Raw genomic sequence first — 26130 nt, forward strand, 5'->3', positions numbered from 1 at the left:
CAAGGCCGCTAGACTCGTAGCAAAAGTCATACTAAGAAGAATGGGATTAAGTTGTCAGACATCCAGACAATAAGACCGCAGGAGGCGGCCTGTCGGATGCTGAAGGGGAGGACTACATGACCGGCACAAGGTCCATCGACGCTACTGCAATTTTGCCTGAAGATTTCGAAAACGCGCTGCTCGTCGGCCGCGTCTGGTCGAAAAGCGAGGGCGGCCCCTGCCCCGTCCTGCTCAAGGGCGGCGTGCTTTATGACCTCACTTCGCTTTCCCCGACCATGTCCGAACTTCTGGAAAACACGGATCTGGTGGAGCGGCTCGCCGACACCGGTACATTCGTCGCACTCGGTGCGCTGGAGGCGTTTCTGGACGGTTCCGCCGGCGAACTTCTTGCCCCCAATGACATTCAGGCCGTCAAGGCTGCAGGCGTCACCTTTGCCGACAGCATGCTGGAACGGGTGATCGAAGAGCAGGCCAAGGGCGATCCGCTGCGCGCGCAGGAAATTCGCGGGCGGCTGGCCCCGGTTCTCGGCGACAATCTCAAGGGACTTGAGGCCGGCTCGGAAAAAGCCGCCGAAGTCAAGAAACTGCTCCAGGAAATGGGCCTGTGGTCGCAATATCTGGAAGTAGGTATCGGCCCCGATGCGGAGATCTTCTCCAAGGCGCAGGCCATGGCCTCGGTGGGCTGCGGCGCCCTGATCGGCGTTCACCCGAAATCGCAGTGGAACAACCCGGAACCGGAAGTGGTGCTGGCCATTACCTCCGATGGCCGCATCATCGGCGCAACGCTTGGCAACGACGTCAACCTGCGCGATTTCGAAGGCCGTTCCGCCCTGCTGCTCAGCAAGGCCAAGGACAACAACGCCTCCTGCGCGATCGGTCCTTTCATCCGCCTGTTCGACGGCAACTTCACCATTGAAGATGTGAAGAAGTCGCAGATCTCGCTTCTGGTCGAAGGCGAAGACGGTTTCACCATGACGGGCGCCAGCCCCATGGAGGCGATCAGCCGCACGCCGGAAAACCTTGCGTCGCAGCTTTTGAACCGCAACCATCAATATCCTGACGGTGCCGTCTTTTTCCTTGGCACGATGTTCGCGCCGGTAAAGGACCGCCATGGACCAGGTCTCGGTTTCACCCATTCAAAGGGGGACCGTGTCGAAATCTCCACGCCCAAGCTCGGTAAGCTTATCAACTGGGTCACGACGACTGACGAATGCCCGGAATGGACATTCGGCACCGCGGCCCTGATGCGCAACCTGGCGAAACGAGGGCTGCTCTAGATATTTCTTCGGGAGGGGAAAATGCAAAAGACCATCAATCTCTTTTACCGGATTCTCGAAATCATTCTCGTCCTGCTGCTCGCCGGCATGTCGATCATGGTCTTCGTCAACGTCGTCATGCGTTACTCGATGAATTCCGGCATCAACGTCTCGGAAGAACTGTCGCGCTATTTCTTCGTGTGGCTGACCTTCCTCGGCGCCGTGCTCACCTTCCGTGAGAACAGCCACATGGGCATTGAAACGCTGGTGATGTTCCTGTCGCGCCGTGCCCGCATCGTCTGCATGATCGCGTCGAACATCATCATTCTGGCCTGTTCCGCCATCTTCTTCTGGGGAACCTGGAAGCAGTCAGGCATCAACGCCAGCATGCATGCCCCCGTCACCAAGCTTTCGATGATCTGGGTCTATGGCATCGGCATGTTCACCGGCGGCCTGATGTTCATCATCGCGCTGGAACGCCTCTACCGTCTTTTGACAGGCCGCGTGACAGAGGACGAAATCGCCCAGTTTGCGGGCGAGAACCTGACGATCGAACAGCTTTCGGAGCGCTGATACCATGACACTTCTCGTTTTTGTCGGCTCTCTCCTGGGAGCCATGGCGATTGGCGTTCCCGTCGCTTTCTCGCTGATGTTCTGCGGCGTCGTGCTCATGTGGTACATGGGCATGTTCAACACTGCGATCATCGCCCAGAACATGATTTCGGGCGCGGATACCTTCACGCTGCTGGCCATCCCGTTCTTCATTCTGGCTGGCGAATTGATGAATTCGGGCGGCCTGTCGCGCCGCATCATTGATTTCGCCATCGCCTGCGTTGGTCATATCAGGGGCGGTCTCGGCATCGTTGCCATCGTGGCGGCCATCATCATGGCCAGCATCTCGGGTTCGGCGGCAGCCGATACCGCAGCCCTTGCCGCAATCCTCATCCCGATGATGGCGAAGGCCGGTTACAATATTCCGCGCTCCGGCGGCCTCATCGCTGCAGGTGGCATCATCGCACCGGTGATCCCCCCGTCCATGGCCTTCATCGTTTTCGGCGTCGCCGCAAACGTCTCGATCACCCAGCTCTTCCTGGCAGGTATCGTTCCCGGCATTCTGATGGGCATTTCGCTGATCGTCGCCTGGCTGATCGTCGTTCGCAAGGATGACATCAAGCCGCTGCCGAGAACCACAGCCAAGGAACGTCTCGTCGCAACCGCCCGCGCCGGCTGGGCGCTCGGCATGCCCGTCATCATCCTCGGCGGCATCAAGGCCGGCATCATGACACCGACGGAGGCCGCCGTCGTCGCTGCCGCTTACGCGCTGTTCGTCGGCATGGTGATTTACCGCGAACTGAAGCCGGCGGACCTGTTCCACGTGCTTCTGCGCGCCGCCAAGAGCACCTCGATCATCATGTTCCTCGTCTGCGCTGCACTCGTCTCCGCGTGGCTCATCACGGCGGCGAACATTCCGAACGAAGTCGCAGGCTATATCGAGCCGCTGATCGACCGTCCGATGCTTCTGATGATCGTCATCATGGTGTTGGTCTTCATCGTCGGAACCGCGCTCGACCTGACCCCGACCATCCTGATCCTGACGCCTGTTCTGATGCCCATAATCAAGCAGGCAGGCATCGACCCGGTCTATTTCGGTGTACTCTTCATCATCAACAACGCCATCGGCCTGATTACCCCTCCGGTTGGCGTCGTGCTGAACGTCGTCAGTGGTGTCGGCCGCATCCCGCTCGGCAAGGTCACAATCGGCGTCTGGCCGTTCCTCGTCGCCGAAACCATCGTGCTGGCGCTGCTGGTGATATTCCCTGACATCGTCATGGTTCCGCTGCAGTACCTTCGTTAATCGATACTTTTTCTCGACCACAATCCAAGGGAGGATATTATGAGAAAGCTTCTTCTGACCACTACAGCGATTGCCTTCGCCGTTGGCGCCGCTGCCCCGGCAATGGCCGAATTCAACAGCCGTAACATCCGCGTTTCGAACGGCATCAACCAGGACCACCCGGTTGGCAACGGCATCAAGGCCATGCAGGCCTGCCTCGATGACAAATCCGGCGGCAAGCTGAAGCTCACGGCATTCTGGGGCGGCGCGCTTGGCGGCGACCTTCAGGCAACGCAGGCCCTGCGCTCCGGCGTTCAGGAAGCTGTCGTAACCTCGTCCTCGCCGCTCGTCGGCCTCATCCCGTCGCTCGGCGTCTTCGACCTGCCGTTCCTCTTTGCGAACGACAAGGAAGCCGATGCCGTCATGGACGGCGCCTTCGGCGACATGATGAACAAGAAGCTGGAAGAGCAGGGTCTCGTGAACCTCGCCTACTGGGAAAACGGTTTCCGCAACCTGTCCAACTCCAAGCATGCCGTGAACAAGTGGGAAGATTTCTCGGGCCTCAAGGTCCGCGTGATGCAGAACAACATCTTCCTCGACACCTTCCAGAACCTCGGCGCCAACGCAACGCCGATGGCCTTCGGTGAGGTGTTCTCGGCGCTTGAAACCAACGCGATCGACGCACAGGAAAACCCCTATGTTACGATCGACACCTCCAAGTTCTACGAGGTGCAGAAGTACATCACCGAGACGAACCACGCCTATACGCCGTTCCTCTTCCTCTTCTCCAAGCCGATCTTCGACAGCTACACGCCCGAAGAGCAGACGGCCCTGCGTGAATGCGCAGTCGTCGGCCGTAACGAAGAACGCAAGGTCATCCGCGAACTGAACCAGAAGTCGCTGGAAAAGATCAAGGCTGCCGGTCTCGAAGTGAACACGCTGTCTCCGGAAGAGCAGACCCGTATTCGCGAAAAGTCGATGGTCGTGTACGAAAAGCACAAGGCTGAAATCGGCGCTGACGTCGTTGACGCCGTTCTGGCGGACCTGAAGAAGATCCGCGGCCAGTAATCCTTACCGGATAAAATTGAAAACACCCGGAGGTTCCACCTCCGGGTGTTTTTGTTTGTGAAAATGGCCGACAGAAAAAAGGCTGCCGAAGCAGCCTTTTCAAAAGATCACGCCGTGCGGTTCTGCCGGTTGGCGACGAGGTCTTCGACCACCGCCGGATCGGCGAGCGTCGATGTATCCCCCAGCGCACCAAAGTCGTCCTCGGCGATCTTGCGCAGGATACGCCGCATGATCTTGCCGGAACGGGTCTTGGGCAGGCCCGGCGCGAACTGGATCTTGTCAGGTGTCGCAACCGGCCCGATCTCGTTGCGCACGTGTTTCACCAGCTCCTCGCGCAGCGCATAGTCGCCATTCTGGCCCGCCATCAACGTGACATAACAATAAATGCCCTGTCCCTTGATGGGATGCGGATAACCGACCACGGCCGCTTCCGAAACCTGATGATGCGACACCAGCGCCGATTCCACTTCGGCCGTGCCAAGGCGATGACCGGAAACGTTCAGCACGTCATCGACGCGGCCGGTGATCCAGTAATAACCGTCCTCATCACGACGGCAGCCGTCACCGGTGAAGTATTTGCCCTTGTAGGTCGAGAAATACGTATCGATGAAGCGCTGATGATCGCCATAGACGGAGCGCGACTGGCCCGGCCAGCTGTCGATGATGCAGAGATTGCCGTCAGCCGGCCCTTCCAGCACGTTGCCTTCGGCATCGACAAGTTGCGGCTGCACGCCGAAGAACGGCCTCGTCGCCGAGCCAGGTTTCAGATCGGTCGCACCCGGCAGCGGCGAGATGAGAATGCCGCCGGTCTCCGTCTGCCACCAGGTGTCGACGATCGGGCTCTTGTCTTCGCCGACCACATGGTAATACCACTCCCATGCTTCCGGGTTGATCGGCTCACCCACCGTGCCAAGAAGACGGATGCTGGAGCGCGACGAGCGCTGAACGAACTGGTCGCCCGCCCCCATCAGCGATCTGAGCGCCGTCGGCGCCGTGTAGAAGATATTGACCTTGTGCTTGTCGATGACTTCCCAGAACCGGCCCTGATCGGGGAAGTTGGGAACGCCTTCGAACATCAGCGTCGTCGCGCAATTCGCAAGCGGCCCATAGACAATATAAGAGTGTCCGGTGACCCAGCCGACATCGGCGGTACACCAAAAGACCTCTCCATCCTTGTAGTCGAAGACATATTCATGCGTCATCGACGTATAGACGAGATAACCGCCAGTCGTGTGCAGCACGCCCTTCGGCTTGCCGGTAGAGCCGGAGGTATAAAGGATGAACAGCGGGTCTTCAGCGCGCATCTTCACCGGCGGGCAATCCGGCTTAACGGTGGCGATTTCCTGATGGTACCAGATGTCGCGGCCGGGAGCCCAGCCGGTCTTGCCGCCGGTGCGGCGCACCACCAGAACCTTGTTAACGATGACATATTGCTTGGCGGCGATATCGATCGCCTTGTCGGTATTTTCCTTAAGGGGGATAGGCTTGCCGCCGCGCACGCCCTCATCGCAGGTGATGACGAAGGTGGACTGGCAGTCAACGATGCGGCCCGCCAGCGCTTCGGGCGAAAAGCCGCCAAAGACGACCGAATGGATGGCGCCGATACGGGCGCAGGCGAGCATCGCATAAGCCGCCTCGGGTATCATCGGCATATAGATGGTGACGCGGTCACCCTTCTTGACGCCGTGCTTCTTCAGCACATTCGCAAGACGGCAGACATAATCATAGAGCTGGTTATAGGTGATCTTCTTGTCGATATAGGGATTGTCGCCTTCCCAGATGATCGCCGTGCGCTCGCCATGCGTCTTCAGGTGACGGTCGATACAGTTATAGGAGACGTTGGTGAGGCCGTCCTCGAACCACTTGATCGGCACCCTACCCTTGAAGGACGTATTCTTGACCTTGGTATAGGGCTTGAACCAGTCGATCCGCCGGCCGTGCTTGTCCCAGAACTTTTCCGGATCCTCGACGCTCTCCTGATACCATTTCTGGTAACGCTCATTGTCGATGAGCGTGCGGGCCTTCGCCGATTTGAGAACCGGGTAGATTTTGGCAGACATGAACTCCTCCTGGAACCAGATATGGCTAGATATGCGTGACCTTGAGACTCCCACCTCAGGCATGTGTTGAATTCATAGCAGTTCAAATGCGCACGGCAATTAGACAAAGGTCATTTGTTTCGCAAAGAATTGCAATTATGATGCAATCCGGTTATAGAGCGCCAATATCCCGGAAATCAGTGGTTGATACCACGCCCGCGACACCGGCGCGGACGGACAGAAGGACTGTATCTATGGCTCAACAATTGCTCATGCCAAAAGCTACGGCTGTATGGCTGGTTGACAACACCGCGCTGTCGTTCGATCAGATCGCCACGTTCTGCAAACTGCATCCGCTTGAAGTCAAGGCAATTGCCGACGGTGAAGCCGCGCAGGGCATCAAGGGCCTCGATCCGATCGCAACCGGACAGCTTTCCCGCGACGAAATCGCCCGCGCCGAAGCCAATCCGAACCATAAGCTGAAGCTTTCCGAGCCGAAGGTCCGCGTGCCGGAATCCAAGCGCCGTGGCCCGCGCTACACGCCGGTTTCCAAGCGTCAGGACCGTCCGAACGCTATTCTCTGGCTCGTTCGCAACCACCCGGAACTGAAGGATGCGCAGATTTCGCGTCTCGTCGGCACCACGAAATCGACGATCGAGCAGATTCGCGACCGTACCCACTGGAACTCGGCAAACCTGACGCCGATGGATCCGGTAACGCTCGGCCTCTGCAGCCAGATCGACCTCGACCTTGAAGTCGAACGCGCCTCGCGCGGCCGCCCGCTGCCGACAGCCGAAGAGCTGGACAACACGCTGCAGCCGGCAACCGTGACCGAAGGTCTGGATTACAACCTCCAGCGCGAAGAAGACGAACAGATCGACGCCGATGCGGTCTTCAAGAAGCTCTCCTCGCTGAAATCCACGCAGAAGGACGAAGACGAGGACGATCAGTACTGATCGACGTTTTCGAATGCTTGAAACCCGGCCTCAGCGCCGGGTTTTTTGTTTATGGCCTTATCGCGTACCGAAGATGGCAGAACCTACACGCACACTGGTCGCGCCGAATTCGACGGCGGTTTCGAAATCGCCCGACATGCCCATGGAAAGCTTCTCAAGGCCGCACTCCCTGGCAAGCTTCGCCAGCAGCGCAAAATGCGGGCCGGGATTTTCATCGGCCGGCGGAATGCACATCAATCCCTCGATCTGCAATTTCAGCTCATCCCGGCAAAAGGCCACGAAAGCAACGGTCTCACGCGGATCGATGCCCGCCTTTTGCAGCTCAAGCCCGGTATTGACCTGAACATAAAACCGAAGGCTGCGGTCCTGCTTGCCGCATTCCTCGGCAAGCGCGCGGGCGATCTTTTCGCGGTCGACGCTCTCGACGACATCAAACAGCGCCACGGCATCCGCCGCCTTGTTGGATTGCAACGGGCCGATCAGATGCAACTCTATGCCGTCAGCCTTCTCTTTCAGCGCCGGCCACTTGCCCTGCGCTTCCTGCACACGGTTTTCGCCGAACACACGCTGGCCGGCATCGATGACCGGCTGGATAGCTTCCGCATCAAAGGTCTTCGAGACCGCGACGAGGGCAACATCCGCAGGCTTGCGGCCGGATTTTTCCGCGACATCACCAATGCGTTGCCTGACATCCTCAAGACGTGCTTCGATTTCCATCACAAGACCTTCATTTGAACCATTCGCAACGCTAACTAGACGCCGATTGCCTTGATGCCAAGCGGGTTTAGCACCATTTGAGGCACGCTGGCCAAGATTGAACGCCCGAATGCCCCGCCAAACTTGACGCCCCGGTCGTTTCATGGTGAAGGTCAGCGCAAATTTTTCCCCTCGATACGCGGAATTCTAAACAATGGCCATCGAACGTTACAATCCTCGCGACGCCGAGCCGCGCTGGCAGCAGAAATGGAACGAAGACAAGGTTTTCGTCACCGACAACAGCGATCCGCGTGAGAAGTATTACGTTCTAGAGATGTTTCCTTATCCATCAGGACGCATCCATATGGGCCATGTCCGCAACTACGCCATGGGCGACGTCGTCGCCCGCTACAAGCGTGCCCGTGGTTTCAACGTCCTGCATCCGATGGGCTGGGACGCCTTCGGCATGCCTGCCGAAAATGCCGCCATGCAGAACAAGGTTCATCCGAAGGACTGGACCTACCAGAACATCGCCACCATGCGCGGCCAGCTGAAATCCATGGGCCTGTCGCTGGACTGGACCCGCGAATTCGCCACCTGTGACGTGGAATATTACCATCGCCAGCAGGCGCTGTTCGTCGATTTCATGGAAAAGGGTCTGGTCTATCGCAAGCAGTCCAAGGTCAACTGGGACCCGGTCGACCACACTGTTCTCGCCAATGAGCAGGTGATCGACGGCCGCGGCTGGCGTTCCGGCGCGCTGGTGGAACAGCGCGAACTGACGCAATGGTTCTTCCGCATCACCGATTTCAGCCAGGACCTGCTGGACGAGCTGGATACGCTGGATCAATGGCCGGAAAAAGTGCGCCTGATGCAGAAAAACTGGATCGGTCGTTCCGAGGGGTTGTCGCTGCGCTGGCAGACCGTCGCTGAGACGGCGCCGGAAGGTTTCTCCGACATCACCGTCTATACGACGCGCCCGGACACGCTGTTCGGCGCATCCTTCCTGGCGATCGCCGCCGACCATCCGCTGGCGCGGGAACTGTCTGCGCAGAATCCTGCGATTGCCGAGTTCTGCGACGAATGCCGTCGCCATGGCACCTCCTTGGCAGCGCTGGAAACGGCGGAAAAGAAGGGTATCGATACCGGCGTCAAGGTCGTGCACCCGCTGGACCCGACATGGGAACTGCCGGTCTATGTCGCCAACTTCGTGTTGATGGACTATGGCACCGGCGCGATCTTCGGCTGCCCCTCCGGCGACCAGCGCGATCTGGATTTCGCCCGCAAATACGGCCTGCCGGTCGTCGCCGTCGTCGCACCGGAAGGTCCGGATGCCGCAAGCTTCACCATCGAAGACACCGCCTTCACCGATGATGGCGTGATGATCAATTCCGGCTTCCTGAACGGCATGAATACGACGGACGCTTTTGAGGCGGTCGTGCAGAAGCTCTCTGCTGAGATGCTGGGCAACACGCCGCAGGCCGAGCGCAAGGTCAATTTCCGCCTGCGCGACTGGGGCATTTCCCGCCAGCGTTACTGGGGTTGCCCTATCCCGGTCATCCATTGCGAAGTCTGCGGCGTGGTGCCGGTTCCGAAAAAGGACCTGCCGGTCAAGCTGCCCGACGACGTGACTTTCGATGTGCCCGGCAACCCGCTGGACCGGCACCCCACATGGCGCCATGTCTCCTGCCCGCAATGCGGCCATGACGCACGCCGCGAAACGGATACGATGGATACATTCGTCGATTCCAGCTGGTATTACACGCGCTTCACCGCGCCGTGGGAAGACGCACCGACCGACCCGAAGGTCGCCAACCACTGGCTGCCGGTGGATCAATATATCGGCGGTATCGAGCATGCCATCCTGCACCTGCTCTATTCGCGCTTCTTCACCCGTGCGATGCGCGAAACAGGGCATGTGGATGTCAAGGAACCCTTCAAGGGCCTGTTCACCCAGGGCATGGTGGTCCACGAGACTTACAGCCGCGGTGAAGGCACAACGCGTGAATGGGTGCCGCCTGCCGAACTGCGGATCGAGGAAAACGACGGCGCGCGCCGCGCCTTCCTGCTCTCTTCCGGCGAAGAGGTGAAGATCGGCTCCATCGAGAAGATGTCGAAGTCTAAGAAGAACGTGGTCGACCCTGACGATATCATCGCATCCTACGGGGCGGATACCGCACGCTTCTTCGTTCTCTCGGATTCGCCACCTGATCGCGACGTCATCTGGTCTGAAGCCGGTGTGGAAGGTGCAAACCGATTCGTTCAGCGCGTCTGGCGGATCATTGGCGAAGCAGCCGAACAGTTGAAGGGCGTGAAGCCGAAGCCGGCAACCGAAGGTGAAGGGCTGGCAGCCTCCAAGGCGGCCCACAAGACACTGAAGGCTGTCCAGGAAGATCTGGACAAGCTCGCCTTCAACAAGGCCATCGCCCGCATCTACGAACTGGTCAATGCGCTGGCCGGTCCGCTCGCCGATGTTGCTTCTGGCGGCAAGCCTGACGACGTCAAGGCAGCGGCGCGCGACGCCGTCGAAATCCTCATCCGCATCATTGCCCCGATGACACCGCATCTGGCGGAAGAATGCTGGTCGGCGCTGGGCAATACGGGCCTCGTGGCCCAGACACCATGGCCAAGCTTCGTCGCTTCGCTGGTCGAGGAAAACGACGTGGTCATGCCCGTGCAGGTCAATGGCAAGAAGCGTGGCGAATTGACAATCGCGCGCGATGCGGATCAAGATGCGGTCCGAACGGCCGCCCTTGCGCTGGATGCCGTCAAATCGATTCTTGCCGGTGGCGAGCCCAAAAAAGTCATCGTGGTTCCGCAGAGGATTGTGAACATTGTTGTCTGACGTTTTTTCAAGATGGAGCCGCGTCGCGGCAGCGATTTCCGTCGTGACGATGGCTGGTCTTCTGGCAGGATGCCAGGTGCGCCCGCTTTATGGCGAGGCTTCCGGAACGAAGGAGAGGCTGGCGGCTGTCAGCGTCTCCGAGACCGGTGGCAGAGTCGGGCAGGAAGTCCGCAATCAGCTGATCTTTCTGATGGCCGGCGGCGCGGGCCAACCGGCCACGGCGCAATATAACGTCAAAGTTTTTGTAAGCTCGAGCGCCACGTCAACGGAAGTGCAGAACTACGACCTGACGACCCGCGCGAACAACAATTACGACGGCCCCTATCCCGGCCGTGTCGTGATGAGCGGTCAATATGTGCTGACGCGCGTTTCCGACGGTCAGATTCTGCGCTCTGCACGCCGCAGCGTGACGGCGCAGGTGGACTTGCCGCAGCAGGAATTCGCCAAGATCCGTGCAACTCGCGACGCCGAGAATCGTGCCGCCCGGGAACTGGCTGAAATCATCCGCACCGATATCGCCGCCACACTCGGCCGCTGAGAGCGGCGGCCGTGACGGAGATAAAGTCCCATGAATTCGAGCGCTTCGCCGAAAATCCGGCGGAGCGCTTTCGCGTTTTCGTGCTCTACGGCCCGGATCGCGGCCTCGTATCGGAACGGGCGACCCTCATCGCCAAAAAGACCGGCATCGATCCCGACGACGCTTTCGCATCGCTAAAGCTGACCGCATCCGATCTGCAGGGCGACCCTGGCCGCCTGCTCGATGAAGTGAACGCCATCGGTCTTTTCGGCGGTGAAAAACTCGTCTGGGTCAAAGGTGCCTCCGCCGAAAAGGCGCTGGTGGATGCCCTCCAGATTCTGGCGGAAACGCCGCCGGAAGCGAGCTTCCTGATCATCGAAGCGGGCGATGTCAAAAAAGGTACCGGACTGCGCAAGATCGCGGAGCCTGCGCGCTCCATCGCCGCGATCCCCTGTTATGCCGACGATGCCCGCTCGCTGAATGCACTGATCGATCAGGAACTATCCGCAGACAATCTCCGCATCGCGCCTGCTGCGCGGCAGAGGCTGATAGAATCGCTCGGCGGCGACCGTATCGCTTCGCGCAATGAAATCCGTAAGCTCGCGCTCTATTGCCGTGGCGCGGACGTGGTCGAAGAAGACGACGTTCTCTCCATTATCGGCGATGCCAGCACGGTCTCCGCCGACGATGCCGTTGACGCCATCCTGAAAGGCGACAGAAACGCCTTTTTCCATGCGACGCAGAAGATCGTCTCTTCGAAGACGCCGATCTTCCTTGTGCTCCAGGGATGCCTCAAGCAATTCCAGCTGCTCGACCAGATGCGGGCCGAAATGGATGAGAAAAAACTGCAGGCCGGCCAGGTCATGCAGACGCTTGGACGCCACATCCACTTCCGCAGAAAACCCGTCATCGAAAGAGCGCTGCGAACTTGGCAGCCAGCGGCGATTGCCCGCGAGATGAACCGTCTGCAGGCCGCCATCCTGCAAAGCCGCCAGCGGCAAAGCCTGGAGGAAAGCGTGGCCCTTCTGACATTGCTCTCCACCACGCTGCAGTCCGGCCGCGGCGGATAAACAAAAAGCCCTCGTGCTGGGTGCAACGAGGGCTTTTCAAATATTTGTACAGGACCTTCGTAAATCCGAGGTCAGTCGCCCTTACCGGGCTCGGCAGAGAAATAAAGCTCCAGCTTGCCTTCAACGCCGTCCATTTCCTTGGCTTCCGCCATCGGGTCACGCTTGATTGTGATGTTCGGCCAGATTGCCGCATATTCGGCATTGAGCTTCAGCCACTTGTCGAGACCCGGCTCCGTATCGGGCTTGATAGCCTCGGCGGGACATTCCGGTTCGCACACACCACAATCGATGCATTCATCGGGATTGATCGCGAGGAAATTTTCACCCTCGTAAAAGCAGTCGACGGGGCAGACCTCAACGCAATCGGTATATTTGCAGCGGATGCAATTGTCGGTCACGACATATGTCATGATGAACTCCAGAATATGCAGGCCGGGTCTTTGGGCTTCGGAACACAAGCCGTCGCCCGGAATTCAGACAGGGCAATTTCGCAAGTGACGTAATGCCTTTGACTACAGATAGCAAGGATAAACAATTCTGAAAAACGGGTGCGACTTGGAGGTTTATTCTAATCTTTGCTTCCGTCGCTATCAGACAGAAACCTGTCGAGCGCCCTGCGCTCTTTTTTAGTCGGACGCCCGCTGCCCGGCTGGCGCAACGCCTGCTCGAGAGGCGTCAGCCTGTCGGAAGGTTCCCGTGGCGGTGTTTGGTCGTCATAGAGAAGTCTGGCTTCCTCATAGGGCCCACGCCGTGTTCCGCCGGACTTGACGACGAGCAACTTGTCCATGCGCTCGAAACCGATATCGAGCCTGTCACCCGCCTTCACCGCATGGCTGGGCTGGCGGATGGTAACCCCGTTGACCTTGACGTGGCCCGACTGAATGTAGCCTTGGGCAAGCGAACGGGACTTGGCCATACGGGCAAAGAACAGCCACTTGTCCAGACGCTGTCGCGTGCTTTCCAGTGGCTGTTCGCTGCTTCCCATAGGCTTACTTCTTCAGCTGCTCCTTGAGAGCAGCGAGCTTTGCGAAAGGTGAATCCGGATCGAGCGGCTTCTCCTTGCGCGGCGGCTTGGCTTCGAAGCGCTGCTGCCCCTGCGGCTTTCCGCCACGGTCATTGCGTTCCGGCCGGTCCTTGCGCTCCCCGCGATCATGACGATCATTGTTGCGGTTGTTGCCACGGTCGGGACGTCCGCCATCACGCTTGCGCTCGCCGTCGCCACTGCGATTGGCAGCTTCGCGGTTTGCACCGTCACGATTGCCGGGACGGCCTTCACCGCGACGCTCACCCTGTTCGCGGGCTCCCTCACCACGGCCTTGACCGCGATTGCCGGGACGACGGTTTTCGCCACGCTGATTTTCGTTGCGACCACCCGGACGCCACAGAAGGACAGGCTTGGGCTCGGCGGCCTCGGCGTTTTCCGACGCAGCCTCGGCTGCAGCAGCCTCTTCGCTGGCAGCTTCCGCAACCGGCGCCTCGGCAGCTTCGCCTTCCGCAACAGTCGCCGTTTCGGACACCTGCTCTTCGGAAGCCGGCTCGTGCTCCTCGGTCTCGATGCTTTCCTCTTCTGCCGTCGCCGCTTCTGCAGCAACCGGGGCAGAGGCACCGGCGTGACTGGCGAGGAAGGCCTGCGCCTCTTCCGCCGTCACCTGGTCGGCGCGGTAACCAAGGCCCTTCAGAATTTCTTCCATGTCGTCGAGCGTCGCGCCGAGAATGGAAAGCATGGCCGTCGTGGTCGTGAAACGGCGACCGTCATAGGCGCCTTCCGGACGCGGCTGCTGGCCGGGCTTCCACTGCAGGAGCGGACGGATGAGATCAGCCAGACGCTCGAGAATGTCGATACGCACGGCGCGCTTTCCGAGGAAACGGAAACCGGCGAGCTTATAGAACATGCGCTCGAAGCTGGCATCGGTGACGACCGAGGTACGGCCGGCGGCAAGCACCGGAATGAGATCACCATAACCCGGCTTGCCAAGGCCATCATTCTTCAAAGCCCAGAGCAGCGTGACGAGCTCCGCCGGAGCGGGCTTGAGCAGCGCGGGCAGGAAAACATGGTAGGCGCCGAAACGCACGCCGTAACGGCGCATGGAGGCGCGCGCGTCCTGGTCGAGAGACTTCACGTCTTCGGCAACGTCGCGGCGGAACAGCACGCCAAGATTTTCGACCAGCTGGAACGCCAGGCCCTTCGCCAGACCCTGAAGGTCTTCAGCGCGGGAAATATCGTCCAGCGGCTTCAGCACGGTCGCAATCTGATGATTGACGAAACGCTCGACGCGCGCCAGCGCGTGATCACGGGCATTGCCGCTCAACTGCTCGTCGGCAAGCAGGATCACCCGCGGCTTCATGATGTTGTCGCCGGCCGAAAGGCGGGCTACCGGCTCGCCCAACCAGCGAACCAGACCATCGGAGCTCAAAGCGAGATCGCCATTTCCACTGGCATGCAGACGCGCAGCACGCGCCTCGTATTCGAGCGCGAGCGCCTTCTGCGCCGCAGCCTGCACGGCCTTCTGATCCGGCCCTTCCATTCCCGGCACCGGCGTGAACCGGAACCCGGCCAACTGGCCGACGTGATGTCCTTCTACAAAGACATCACCATTTACACTGATTTCAGCTTCAAGCATCGCATTCTCTCTCAGGCGCCTCATGAGCACAGATGTCCTGCGATCAACAAAGCGTTTCGTCAACCTTTCATGTAGCGCATCGGACAATCGATCCTCGATTTCCCGAGTCTTTTCTTGCCAGTGTGTCGGATCGGCAAGCCATCCTGGGCGGTTCGATACATAAGTCCATGTTCTGATCTGCGCAATCCTCGCAGACAAGGTATCGATCTCTCCATCCGTCCGGTCGGCGCGGCGCACCTGCTCGGCCATGAAATCCTCATTCACCGCCCCCCGTTTGACGAGGTCGAAATAGAGCGTGGAGATCAGGTCGGCATGCTGTGCGGGGGCGATGCGGCGATAATCGGGCAGCGCGCAGGCCTCCCAGAGCTTTTCCACCCGCGAATCGGTGGTCGTCACATCAATGATCTCAGGATAACGCGACAGATATTCCAGCGCCTGCTGGTCAATTGCCGGCAGAGCGCGCGAAAGTCCCTGGATCGCCGGTGCGGCGTCGAGGCTCAGGCGCAGATTGGCGATGGAGGAAAAATCGAAATTTTTCGTCCGCCATTGCAGCACCTTCACCGCGTCGAACTGATGGGTTTCGATCCGCTCCACCAATTCGTCATCGAACGGATCGACACGCCCCGTCACACCGAATGTACCGTCGCGAAGGTGGCGACCGGCGCGGCCGGCAATCTGGCCGATCTCGCCGGGATTGAGATTGCGGAACTGATAACCGTCGAATTTGCGGTCCTGTGCGAAGGCGACATGATCGACATCGAGGTTGAGACCCATGCCGATGGCGTCCGTCGCGACAAGATATTCGACATCGCCGGACTGGTAGAGACCCACCTGCGCATTGCGCGTGCGTGGCGAAAGCGCACCCAGCACCACGGCTGCGCCACCGCGCTGGCGGCGCACCAGTTCGGCAATGGCATAGACCTCATCGGCGGAAAAAGCGACGATCGCCGTGCGCTGTGGCAGACGGGTTATCTTCTTCTGACCCGCATAAAAAAGCTGCGACAGGCGCGGACGTTCCACCACGGTAATTCCGGGCAGCAGCTTTTCGAGGATAGGGCGCATCGTGCCCGCGCCGAGCAGCAGCGTTTCCTCCCGCCCGCGCAGATGCAGCACCCGGTCGGTGAAGATATGCCCGCGCTCGAGATCACCCGCCAGCTGCACCTCGTCGATCGCGACGAAGGCGGCCGTCGTCTCGCGCGGCATGGCTTCAACCGTGCAGACGGAATATTTGGCTTTGGGAGGTGAAATCTTTTCTTCGCCGGTAATCAGCGCCACATTCGGCGCCCCAACCTTTTCAACGAGGCGGGTATAGACCTCCCGCGCCAGAAGACGCAGCGGTAGGCCGATGACACCGCTGCCATGCGCGACCATCCGCTCGATCGCGTAATGGGTCTTGCCGGTATTGGTGGGGCCGAGAACGGCCGTGACACCGCGGCCGCTCAGGATCATGGGGCGAAAATTCAACGTACTATCCGCGAATCGACTTCATCTGCTTGCCGTGCCGCTCACCATTGCTGATGCGGGCCGCACGCACCACACATGGCAACGCCCGCTGACAAAGGCAATAGGCCTTGCCCGCAAAGTGGCGCAAGGCGACCGATCCACGGAATTTTCCGTGCAGATTCAGCAAGTTGAAGAAACAAAAAGAATCCGGCGAAAATCGAATCGATTCGGCTACGGAACAGTCTGCGAACGAATCGAATACGAATCGCTGACTCCGCATGATTCAGCTTTTGTTCTCCGCAATATCTGGTTGGCGAGCGCGCAGACCATACCAGATTATGAATCCGGATAAGTCCTTGGCCGGATTCATCTTTACGGAAGGGCGTCGGGGCAGAAAATACCGGGATAGGCTGTCAAGCGGCAATCCCGGAAAAGCCGATCCGAAATATATGCGAAGGGCTGGATCAAAGCGCCTCGCCGGCAAGCAGACGCGGCGCATTCGCATCCATCGTGCCGGCGGCCTGGCCGATGAAATAGGACTTCAGACCCGGCAAACGATCCACGACGCCGAGACCGAAATCACGCATGACACGGATAGGACCAATATCATTGGAGAAAAGCCGGTTCAGCACATCGGTCGTCACGCCCATCCGCAATGTATCGAAACGCCGCCAGGACTGGTAACGCTCCAGAACATTGAGAGAGCCGATATCGAGGCCCAGACGGTCTGCCTCGACCACCGTTTCCGCGAGCGCCGCCACATCCTTAAAGCCAAGATTGAGGCCCTGCCCGGAAATCGGGTGAATGCCGTGCGCCGCGTCACCCGCAAGCGCAAACCGTGGCGCGACGAAGGAGCGCGCCAGCGTCAGCCCCAGCGGGAAGGCGCGGCGGGGACCGACGGGACGCAGAGGACCGAGCTTGTGACCGAACCGGCGCTCCAGCTCTTCTTCAAACACCAGATCGTCGGAGGCCACCAGCCTGTCGGCATCGGCCGTGCGTTCGGTCCAGACGAGCGAAGACCGGTTTCCCTTCAAGGGCAGGATGGCGAAGGGGCCCGATGGCAGAAAATGCTCCTCCGCACAACCCTCATGCGGCCGCTCATGCTCAACGGTCGTCACGATACCGGACTGATCATAAGCCCAGTGCACCGTCTTGATGCCAGCCATGTCCCTGAGTGCCGAGCGAACCCCGTCACAGGCAATTAGCAATCGTGCTTCGAGCATTGACCCGTCGGAAAGACTGATGGCCGTCGACTGCGGCCCCGCGGCGAAATCGGAAACACTGAGACCGTGGCGGATTTCTATGCCAAGGCGTTCGCACAGGCCCCGCAACGCACCCACCAGAGCGACATTCGGAACCATATGGGCAAACGGCCTGCCCTCCTCTACGGCACCGTCGAACGTCAGGAACACGGGACGCACCGGATCGGCGGTCTTCGAATCGGTGACGATCATCTTGTGGATCGGCTGGGCTTCCGGCTCAATCTCGCTCCAGATGCCGAAAACATCGAGCATCCGGGTGGCCGCCGCGATGATGGCGGACGCACGGACGTCCTTTACCCAGACATCCTCGGGAGCGGCCTCGACCACCTGCACATTAAGATGCCGGGCCGCCTGCTTGATTGCAACAGCAACGGAAAGACCGACATATCCGCCGCCTGCCACCACTACGTCCAGCATCACGCTTCTCCTCAAATCTTGTGCACGCATCATCGGCGCACTATAGACCATGTGACGTCTTCCTACAGCCGGAGCAGGCCGAAAAAATGTCGCATCCCTCGCAAACGTCAGACCCGATGGCCAATCTCATCGCCACGCTCGATCTCGAGAAGCTGGAGGAGAACCTGTTCCGGGGCGAAAGCCCGCAAATCGGCTGGCAGCGGGTTTTCGGCGGTCAGGTCATCGCGCAGGCCCTGATTGCCGCCCAAAGGACCGTGGATGACGACCGTTTCGTGCACTCGCTGCATGCCTATTTCATGCGCCCGGGCGATCCGCTGGTGCCCATCGTATACCAGGTAGAGCGCATCCGCGATGGCGCGAGTTTCTGCACCCGCCGTGTCGTCGCCATTCAGCATGGCAAAGCGATTTTTTCCATGTCTGCTTCGTTTCAGATTTTCGAGGATGGTTTCGACCATCAGATCAAGATGCCTGATGTGACGCCGCCCGAAAAGCTGATGAGCGAAGAGCAGATGCAGGCGGCCTTCCTCGCCAAGGCGCCCGCTTCAATTCGCAAATACTGGAGCAACAAGCGGCCGATCGAGATAAGGCCGGTTTCGCTGACCCACTATATCTCGAAAGAAAAGCTGGAACCGCAGCAGGATATCTGGGTCCGCGCCGTCGGCGACGTGCCGGATGATCCGCGTCTGCAGTCGGCCATTCTCGCTTATCTCTCAGATATGACCCTGCTCGACACCTCGCTCTACGCCCATGGAACAACGATCTTCGATCCCTCCATTCAGGTGGCGAGCCTCGATCACGCCATGTGGTTCCACCGCCCCTGCCGTCTGGACGACTGGCTGCTTTACACACAGGATAGCCCCAGCGCTTCCGGCGCTCGTGGTTTGACCCGTGGCAATATTTTCACCAGACAGGGTGAACTGGTCGCTTCCGTGGCGCAGGAGGGTTTGATCCGCAAAAGGGCAAATGATTAAATAATGTGCTTTTTCTGAAAATCGCACATTTAATAGACGCAAATTTTGGCGACAAATGCCCCTTTTTCAGACGCCTTTCATATAAGTTTTATATTTCAATACGTTAGATACACACTCAAAACTGGCACGCCCTTTGAATGTATGTCCTCAGTCGCTGTTACTGATCTGCCAGCGGCAGGAGAGTCGGCTCCGTGCCGAGGACAAAACAAAGGATGGGAAACCAGATGAAAATTGTGATGGCCATTATCAAGCCGTTCAAGCTGGATGAAGTGCGCGAAGCGCTCACCGGCGTCGGCATCCAGGGCCTGACCGTGACCGAGGTAAAGGGTTACGGACGCCAGAAGGGGCATACCGAGATTTATCGCGGCACGGAATATGCGGTGAGCTTCCTTCCCAAGCTGAAGATCGAGATCGCAGTTCCATCCGACGTCGTCGACAAGGCCGTCGAGGCGATCGCGTCTGCGGCAAAGACCGGGCAGATCGGTGACGGCAAGATCTTCGTCTACTCTATCGAACAGGCCGTGCGCATCCGTACCGGCGAAACCAACACAGAAGCGCTTTGAAGCACGGCTGACAGGGGAGTTTTCTAACTATGCAACTCAACAAATTTTCCACGCTCGGCAAGCTGGGCGCCGCAGCGGCGGCCCTGATGGCGCCGGCCATCGCCTTTGCCCAGGATGCCGCGCCGGCAGCAGCCGCAGCGCCCGTTCCTGAAAAAGCCGACACCGCATTCATGTATGTCGCGACGATCCTCGTGCTGTTCATGATCCTTCCGGGTCTGGCGCTGTTTTACGGCGGCCTCGTCCGCACGAAGAACATGCTCTCCGTTCTCATGCAGTGCACCGTCATCACCGCGGTCATGATGCTCATCTGGGTCATCTACGGCTATTCTTTTGCCTTTGGCGGCGGCACCGGCCCCTATTTCGGCGGTTTCGGCAAGCTGTTCCTGTCGGGCGTTTCGCTTGACAGCACCTCGGCAACCTTCTCCCAGGGCGTCGTGATCTACGAATACACCTTCATCGCCTTCCAGATGACCTTTGCGGCCATCACCCCGGCGCTGATCATCGGTGCCTTCGCAGAACGCGTGAAGTTCTCCGCCGTCATTCTCTTCACCATCCTGTGGGCCACCTTCGTTTACTTCCCGATCGCTCACATGGTCTGGGACGCGAATGGCATGATCTTCGGCATGGGCGCTCTCGACTTCGCCGGCGGCACGGTCGTTCACATCAATGCCGGTATCGCCGGTCTGATCGGCGCGATCATGGTTGGCAAGCGTACCGGCTTCGGCAAGGACATGATGGCCCCGCACTCCATGACGCTGACGCTGGTTGGCGCAGCCATGCTGTGGTTCGGCTGGTTCGGCTTCAACGCCGGCTCCAACCTCGAAGCATCTGGCGGTGCGGTTCTTGCAACCATGAACACCTTCCTCGCCACTGCAGCAGCCATCGTTTCCTGGTCGCTGGTTGAAAGCTTCACCCGCGGCAAGGCTTCCATGTTGGGCGCAGCTTCGGGCATGATCGCCGGCCTCGTCGCCGTAACGCCTGCGGCCGGTTCCGTCGGACCCATGGGCGCTATCGTTCTCGGCCTCATCGTCTCGCCGATCTGCTACTTCTTCGTCTCGGTTGTGAAGAACAAGTTCGGCTACGACGACACAGCTGACGTCTTCGGTGTCCACGGCATCGGCGGCATCATCGGCGCCCTCGGCACCGGCATCTTCACGTCTCCGCTGCTTGGCGGCACGGGCAAGGCCGATTTCTCCATCGCCTCGCAGGTCTGGACGCAGTTCGTCGCCGTCGCCATCACCATCGTCTGGTGCGCCATCGTCTCGGCGATCCTCTACAAGATCGTCGACGTGATCGTTGGTCTCAGGGTTCCGGTCGAAGCCGAACGCGAAGGTCTCGACCTCGCGACCCACGGCGAAGCCGCCTACCACTCCTGATATCACGGAAGAGGGGTTCTCCATCCCCTCTCCCAAAAGAAGGCCCGCTTCGGCGGGCCTTTTTCTTTGACGCAAACCCGTAAACGCTCAAAAAACCGCATGGTTAATACGACATTAACCAGCAAGCGGTTAGTTTTCCCTGTCAATCCGGGATTTGGTCACCAGCCGAATCTTGCCGAAACCAAGAAAAGCGACGGGTTCAGGGACATGGGCAGAATGCATTCTCCGACATTCGATGGTCGTCACACACGCTTCGTGCTGACGGCGTTTTTCGTGCGTCAGATCATGACTCTGGCCGGTTTCGCTCTGCTGGCCACGATCGCGCTGGGCATTGCCGCACTCGCCACATGGAATGTGGCGGATCCGAGCCTCTCCTATGCGACAGGCAACCAGCCTACCAATCTTCTGGGTTACGGTGGTGCGATTTTCGCCGATATCGTGATGCAGTTCCTCGGGCTTTCCGCAATCATCTCGCTTCTCCCGGTCATCGCCTGGGCGATCGCGCTGATCGCCAATCGTAAATTCCACCGCATACCCGTCCGCCTCGTGGCCTGGATCGCTGGCGCCATTGTCTGCGCCGCCTCGCTCGGCTGTTTTCCTGCCCCCGTCACCTGGCCGCTTCCGAACGGTATCGGCGGTGTCATCGGTGACATGATCCTGCGTTTTCCCGCCCTTTTTATCGGCGCTTACCCCACCGGCACGATCGCCACGGTACTGGGTGTCATATTCGCGGCACCGGCTGCCTGGCTGATGCTGTTTGCCGCCGGTATTGTGGGCGGCCTGGACGATGAACTGGAGCGGGAAGAAGCCGCTCCGGTCACCACCAGCAAGGCCCGCGCAGCCCGTGAAGTCGAAGAGGATGACGAAGACGACGGCGAAGGCTTCTTCGCCAATATGCTCGCCTTCGGCGCGCTTACGCATTATTGGTACATCACCCAGGCGCGCTTGCGCCGCCTGTTCGGCCTGAAGTCGAAGTCCCTGCACGATGAGTTCGAACATCCCTATGACTTCAACGAATATGAGTTCGGCACGCTGAACGAACCTTCTCGCCTCAAGACCGCAATCAACCGCCTCGACCAGCGCGCAGAGCCGTCTTTCGAAGAACGCGCCGCATCGCGTCGCCAGATGTCACCTCCATCCATCGCGCTCGATCATGACGAGGACATGGATAACGAACCGCCCTTCGACGCGGACGAACGCCGTCTGCCGGACGGCATTCTCTCCGACGACGAGGCCGACCAGAAATTCACCGCCAGACAGGTGCCGGGACGCGGACAGCCCAGAATAACAGCACCTTCCGCACGACCGAAGCCCAGCGAGCGCGTGGCAAGGGAGGCGCAGGCCTCCTTCATCGCCGCAGACGGTTTCCAGTTGCCAACCGTCCATCTTCTGGCAGAACCGAAGAATGTCGTTCGCGACAATATGCTGAGCGAGGAAGTGCTGGAACAGAACGCCCGCCTTCTGGAAGGCGTTCTCGAGGATTTCGGGGTCAAGGGCGAAATCATCCATGTCCGCCCCGGCCCGGTCGTCACGCTTTACGAACTGGAACCGGCGCCCGGCATCAAATCCTCGCGCGTCATCGGTCTTGCTGATGACATCGCCCGCTCCATGAGCGCGATTGCCGCCCGTGTCGCCGTCGTTCCCGGTCGCAACGCCATCGGCATAGAACTGCCGAACCAGACGCGCGAAACCGTGTTCCTGCGCGAACTGATCGGCAGCCGCGATTTCGAAAACAGCAAGGCGAAGCTCGCCATGGCGCTCGGCAAGACCATCGGCGGCGAACCCGTCATCGCCGATCTCGCCAAGATGCCGCATCTGCTGGTCGCCGGCACCACCGGCTCGGGCAAGTCCGTCGCCATCAACACCATGATCCTGTCACTGCTCTACCGCATGTCACCGGAGCAGTGCCGCCTGATCATGATCGACCCGAAAATGCTCGAACTGTCGATCTATGACGGCATTCCGCATCTGCTTTCTCCGGTCGTTACCGATCCCAAAAAGGCCGTGGTGGCTTTGAAGTGGACGGTGCGCGAGATGGAAGAGCGCTACAAGAAAATGTCGAAGATCGGCGTGCGCAATATTGACGGCTTCAACAGCCGCGTGCAGCAGGCGCTCGACAAGGGTGAAATCCTTACCCGCACGGTCCAGACCGGCTTCGACCGCCAGACTGGTGAGGCGATCTACGAAACGGAAGAGTTCGACCTGAAGCCACTGCCTTATATCGTCGTCATCATCGACGAGATGGCAGACCTGATGATGGTTGCCGGCAAGGACATCGAAGGCGCGGTGCAGCGCCTGGCGCAGATGGCGCGTGCCGCCGGCATCCACGTCATCATGGCCACCCAGCGTCCGTCCGTCGATGTCATCACCGGCACGATCAAGGCAAACTTCCCAACCCGCATCTCCTTCCAGGTGACCTCGAAGATCGACAGCCGCACCATCCTTGGCGAACAGGGCGCCGAACAGCTGCTCGGCATGGGTGACATGCTCTATATGGCGGGCGGCGGGCGCATCCAGCGCGTACACGGTCCCTTCGTTTCCGACAATGAAGTCGAAGAAATCGTCGCCTATCTGAAGACACAAGGGTCGCCGGAATATCTGGAAGCGATTACCGAGGAAGACGACGAGGAAGGCAATGCCGGCGGCCCGGCCGGCGCCGGCAATTTCTCCGATTCCGAAGACCCCTACGATCAGGCCGTGGCCGTCGTGCTTCGCGATGGCAAAGCCTCCACCTCCTATGTGCAACGGCGTCTCGGCATCGGTTACAACCGCGCCGCCTCGCTGATCGAACGCATGGAGCAGGAAGGCATCATCGGTCCCGCCAATCACGCCGGAAAACGCGAAATCCTCGTGCCAACGGAAGCAGACATCATCGAGCGGTAACGTCCGCAACCAAGCGGGGCGGAGAAGCGTTATTCCACGCTTTCAACGTCATGAAGCCGCCGCCTTTTATGCGGACAATCGCTGCGATGAAGGAGAATAGAATGAACGACCTCACCACCGGCGAAACGGCCACCGCAAACGCAACGCAAAACGGCGTGACGCGACGTGGCGTGCTGACGGCATTTTCCATGGCCGCGGTGATCGCCGGCCTATCGCCGCTTGACGCCTTTGCCCAGGCGGCCGGCAATAGCGCGACCGCACAGAAAATCGCCAATCACTTCTCGTCGGTCAAAACCATGATGGGGGAATTCGTCCAGTTCGGCCCGCGTGGTGAGCAGACCGGCGGCAAGTTTTACATCGAACGGCCCGGCAAGCTTCGTTTCAATTACGAGGACCCTTCGCCCATGCGCGTCATTGCCGACGGCAGGAACGTCGTCATTGGCAATATGAAGCTGAAGACATGGGATCTTTATCCGCTCTCCAAAACGCCGCTCAGCCTGCTTCTGTCCGACAAGATCGATCTCGGCAACCAGAAGGTCCGGAACGTGAAGGAAGAATCGGACCTGACCACAATCGTGCTGGGCGACAAGAGCGTCTTCGGCGATTCCACCATTACCCTGATGTTCGATCCGAAGACCTTCGACCTGAGGCAATGGACGACGACCGACGCCCAGAACAAGGACACGACCGTCATGATCTTCAACGTCCAGACCGGCGTAAACCTTGATGAACGCGTCTTCAGCATCAATTATGAGGAAGTCCGTAAAGGCGGCTGAGGCATCAAGCCCACGGAAACTTTTGAAAGGCGGCCCTGCGGTCGCCTTTTTCATTTTAGCGCTAAAATAAATTCCCGTTTTCATCGCGATGTTATAAGCCTGCGCCCCGGAAACATGTCACGGGCCATGCGGTTCGCGGCAATAAAAGCGGAGCACATGCATGTCGTTTTCGATAACCACCTGGAACATCAACTCGGTCAGGCTCAGAATGCCGATCGTTGAGCAGTTTCTGGTGCGTTACAAGCCCGACATTCTCTGCCTGCAGGAAACGAAATGCCCGAATGGCGAGTTTCCGATGAAGCCGCTGAAGGCGCTGGGTTATGAGCACGTCATCATCCATGGCCAGAAGGGCTATCACGGCGTCGCCATCGCCTCGAAGATTCCGCTGACCGAAGATCATCGACAGGACTATTGCGGAATCGGTGACGCGCGGCACATTTCCGCGATTTTCCAGGTTGGATCGCGCCGTGTGCGGCTGCATAATTTTTATGTGCCGGCGGGCGGTGACGAGCCGGATCGCTCAATCAATCCGAAATTCGGCCACAAGCTCGATTTCATCGAGGAAATGAAGGCGCTGCGTGCCGATGGCGTGCCCGGCACCTCGTCCATTCTCGTCGGCGATCTCAACATCGCACCGCTCGAAAATGACGTCTGGTCCCACAAGCAGCTTCTGAAGATCGTCAGCCACACGCCTGTCGAAACCGAGGGGATGCTTGACATCATGAAACAGGGCAACTGGCTTGATCTGATGCGTCTGAACGTGCCTGAGACTGAAAAGATCTATACTTGGTGGAGCTACCGCGCCAAGGATTGGGAGGCGGCTGATCGCGGCCGCCGTCTTGACCATATCTGGTCTTCGCAGGATCTCGGCCCCTCGCTTGAAAAAATCGACATATTGCGCGAGGCCCGTGGCTGGAACCGGCCATCGGACCACGTTCCGGTCACCGCCCAGTTCCGGTTTTGAGCCGGCGCGTTTGACTTGACGTCAGACGAAGCGGTTCTGCAACCGGGCCGCACCCGCCGCCAAAGACGCGATATTGTCGCGAATACGCGCCGATACGATATCGGCCACTTCCGGAAACTCCTCCACTAGCCGGTGAAAGAGGATGCGCGTTATCCGAATGACTTCGGAATCCTCAGCCGCGACCGCAGTGAACTTTCTTTCGCAAAGCGTGAAAAGCGCCAGCTCCGAAAGCAGCGCCCCTTTGCCGGGCGTCGCCTGCAGCACGGGCTTGCCATCCCGCCCGGCCGTGAAAAGCTCGAAATGGCCCGATGTCACCGCAAAGGCGCATTCGGCCGGCGAGTGCTCCCGGAACAATGTCTGCCCGGCAGATACACGGCGGCGTTCCGCACCGAAGGCGATGAGCCGCAGCTGGTCATCGCTGAACCCAGCGAACAACGGCACTTGCCCCAGCAGCATGATATCGTCCGTCAAGGCCATGTTGATCGTTACTCCGGAAAACGCCTGCATCACTATAGCGGTTTTCCAATATCAGCCCTCAAAATACAAGATGTTAGAACGCCGCGCGCCTTTCGG

General features: G+C 59.4%; 22 protein-coding genes. 15 read left to right on the top strand and 7 right to left on the bottom strand.

Annotation, left to right across the window (positions count from 1 at the left end; translation table 11 throughout):
- Positions 1-116: 116 nt before the first annotated feature.
- From MRBLRC7O_RS11960 to MRBLRC7O_RS11975, 4 genes are read left to right on the top strand one after another with little or no spacing between them, the layout of a single operon-like run.
- On the top strand, positions 117-1277 hold the full coding sequence (locus MRBLRC7O_RS11960) for a fumarylacetoacetate hydrolase family protein (RefSeq protein WP_003505175.1): 1161 nt from the start codon (positions 117-119) through the stop codon (positions 1275-1277).
- 21 nt (positions 1278-1298) lie between these two features.
- Complete coding sequence (locus tag MRBLRC7O_RS11965) at positions 1299-1829, top strand: TRAP transporter small permease (protein ID WP_003505177.1); 531 nt, start codon at positions 1299-1301, stop codon at positions 1827-1829.
- Positions 1830-1833: 4 nt separating this feature from the next.
- The gene (locus MRBLRC7O_RS11970) at positions 1834-3111 is read left to right on the top strand and encodes a TRAP transporter large permease (protein WP_003505178.1); all 1278 of its coding nucleotides are present in this window, start codon (positions 1834-1836) and stop codon (positions 3109-3111) included.
- A 39-nt stretch (positions 3112-3150) separates the two neighbouring features.
- Positions 3151-4158: a TRAP transporter substrate-binding protein gene (locus tag MRBLRC7O_RS11975; RefSeq protein ID WP_080866485.1), complete on the top strand. Its 1008-nt coding sequence runs from the start codon at positions 3151-3153 to the stop codon at positions 4156-4158.
- A gap of 107 nt (positions 4159-4265) precedes the next feature.
- On the opposite strand, the gene acs is transcribed toward MRBLRC7O_RS11975, so the two are convergent.
- Positions 4266-6218: an acetate--CoA ligase gene (gene acs / locus MRBLRC7O_RS11980; RefSeq protein ID WP_080866486.1), complete on the bottom strand. Its 1953-nt coding sequence runs from the start codon at positions 6216-6218 to the stop codon at positions 4266-4268.
- Between the two features lie 233 nt (positions 6219-6451).
- Here acs and MRBLRC7O_RS11985 point away from each other — a divergent pair, with 233 nt between their 5' ends.
- Positions 6452-7153 (top strand): DUF1013 domain-containing protein, encoded by a 702-nt coding sequence (locus MRBLRC7O_RS11985; protein ID WP_003505184.1) that lies wholly within the window; start codon positions 6452-6454, stop codon positions 7151-7153.
- 57 nt (positions 7154-7210) lie between these two features.
- Here the strand turns inward: MRBLRC7O_RS11985 and MRBLRC7O_RS11990 are convergent, their stop codons facing one another.
- Positions 7211-7870, bottom strand: coding sequence for a YggS family pyridoxal phosphate-dependent enzyme (locus MRBLRC7O_RS11990; protein ID WP_367727432.1), 660 nt, complete (start codon positions 7868-7870; stop codon positions 7211-7213).
- Between the two features lie 193 nt (positions 7871-8063).
- Here MRBLRC7O_RS11990 and leuS point away from each other — a divergent pair, with 193 nt between their 5' ends.
- The 3 genes from leuS to holA are packed head-to-tail and all read left to right on the top strand — an operon-like array spanning position 8064 to position 12281.
- Positions 8064-10694, top strand: a complete 2631-nt coding sequence (gene leuS / locus MRBLRC7O_RS11995; protein ID WP_003505188.1) for a leucine--tRNA ligase — start codon at positions 8064-8066, stop codon at positions 10692-10694.
- Positions 10687-11232 (top strand): LPS assembly lipoprotein LptE, encoded by a 546-nt coding sequence (locus MRBLRC7O_RS12000; protein ID WP_003505190.1) that lies wholly within the window; start codon positions 10687-10689, stop codon positions 11230-11232. Before leuS ends, MRBLRC7O_RS12000 begins: the two co-directional genes overlap by 8 nt.
- Positions 11233-11243: 11 nt before the next feature.
- A complete protein-coding gene (gene holA, locus MRBLRC7O_RS12005) occupies positions 11244-12281 on the top strand; it encodes a DNA polymerase III subunit delta (RefSeq protein ID WP_003505192.1) in 1038 nt (345 codons plus the stop codon).
- Positions 12282-12352: 71 nt separating this feature from the next.
- Here holA and fdxA read toward each other — a convergent pair whose 3' ends face one another.
- The 3 genes from fdxA to MRBLRC7O_RS12020 form a co-directional block, all read right to left on the bottom strand.
- Positions 12353-12691: a ferredoxin FdxA gene (gene fdxA / locus MRBLRC7O_RS12010; protein WP_003505193.1), complete on the bottom strand. Its 339-nt coding sequence runs from the start codon at positions 12689-12691 to the stop codon at positions 12353-12355.
- A gap of 158 nt (positions 12692-12849) precedes the next feature.
- Complete coding sequence (locus MRBLRC7O_RS12015) at positions 12850-13266, bottom strand: RNA-binding S4 domain-containing protein (protein ID WP_003505195.1); 417 nt, start codon at positions 13264-13266, stop codon at positions 12850-12852.
- 4 nt (positions 13267-13270) lie between these two features.
- Positions 13271-16351 (bottom strand): helicase-related protein, encoded by a 3081-nt coding sequence (locus MRBLRC7O_RS12020; protein WP_003505197.1) that lies wholly within the window; start codon positions 16349-16351, stop codon positions 13271-13273.
- Between MRBLRC7O_RS12020 and MRBLRC7O_RS12025 the strand changes: the two genes are divergently transcribed.
- A complete protein-coding gene (locus MRBLRC7O_RS12025) occupies positions 16350-16697 on the top strand; it encodes a hypothetical protein (protein WP_003505199.1) in 348 nt (115 codons plus the stop codon). The two genes, MRBLRC7O_RS12020 and MRBLRC7O_RS12025, sit on opposite strands and share 2 nt — an antisense overlap.
- Before the next feature lie 112 nt (positions 16698-16809).
- On the opposite strand, the gene MRBLRC7O_RS12030 is transcribed toward MRBLRC7O_RS12025, so the two are convergent.
- Complete coding sequence (locus tag MRBLRC7O_RS12030; RefSeq protein ID WP_409338804.1) at positions 16810-18135, bottom strand: ubiquinone biosynthesis hydroxylase; 1326 nt, start codon at positions 18133-18135, stop codon at positions 16810-16812.
- Here MRBLRC7O_RS12030 and tesB point away from each other — a divergent pair.
- The 6 genes from tesB to MRBLRC7O_RS12060 all read left to right on the top strand — a co-directional run bounded on the left by tesB (position 18111) and on the right by MRBLRC7O_RS12060 (position 25557).
- Positions 18111-18995 (top strand): acyl-CoA thioesterase II, encoded by an 885-nt coding sequence (gene tesB, locus MRBLRC7O_RS12035; RefSeq protein WP_003505201.1) that lies wholly within the window; start codon positions 18111-18113, stop codon positions 18993-18995. The two genes, MRBLRC7O_RS12030 and tesB, sit on opposite strands and share 25 nt — an antisense overlap.
- A 212-nt stretch (positions 18996-19207) precedes the next feature.
- Positions 19208-19558, top strand: a complete 351-nt coding sequence (locus MRBLRC7O_RS12040) for a P-II family nitrogen regulator (RefSeq protein ID WP_004444057.1) — start codon at positions 19208-19210, stop codon at positions 19556-19558.
- 29 nt (positions 19559-19587) lie between these two features.
- Positions 19588-20934: an ammonium transporter gene (locus MRBLRC7O_RS12045; protein WP_111820882.1), complete on the top strand. Its 1347-nt coding sequence runs from the start codon at positions 19588-19590 to the stop codon at positions 20932-20934.
- A gap of 216 nt (positions 20935-21150) precedes the next feature.
- The gene (locus MRBLRC7O_RS12050) at positions 21151-23817 is read left to right on the top strand and encodes an FtsK/SpoIIIE family DNA translocase (protein WP_367727434.1); all 2667 of its coding nucleotides are present in this window, start codon (positions 21151-21153) and stop codon (positions 23815-23817) included.
- 50 nt (positions 23818-23867) lie between these two features.
- Positions 23868-24593: an outer membrane lipoprotein carrier protein LolA gene (locus MRBLRC7O_RS12055; protein ID WP_161974148.1), complete on the top strand. Its 726-nt coding sequence runs from the start codon at positions 23868-23870 to the stop codon at positions 24591-24593.
- A gap of 160 nt (positions 24594-24753) precedes the next feature.
- On the top strand, positions 24754-25557 hold the full coding sequence (locus MRBLRC7O_RS12060; protein WP_003505210.1) for an exodeoxyribonuclease III: 804 nt from the start codon (positions 24754-24756) through the stop codon (positions 25555-25557).
- Positions 25558-25578: 21 nt separating this feature from the next.
- On the opposite strand, the gene MRBLRC7O_RS12065 is transcribed toward MRBLRC7O_RS12060, so the two are convergent.
- On the bottom strand, positions 25579-26034 hold the full coding sequence (locus tag MRBLRC7O_RS12065; RefSeq protein ID WP_031233965.1) for a cyclic nucleotide-binding domain-containing protein: 456 nt from the start codon (positions 26032-26034) through the stop codon (positions 25579-25581).
- Between the last annotated feature and the right edge of the window lie 96 nt (positions 26035-26130).

This window comes from Agrobacterium radiobacter, assembly GCF_040801995.1.
Taxonomy (GTDB): Bacteria; Pseudomonadota; Alphaproteobacteria; order Rhizobiales; family Rhizobiaceae; genus Agrobacterium; species Agrobacterium radiobacter.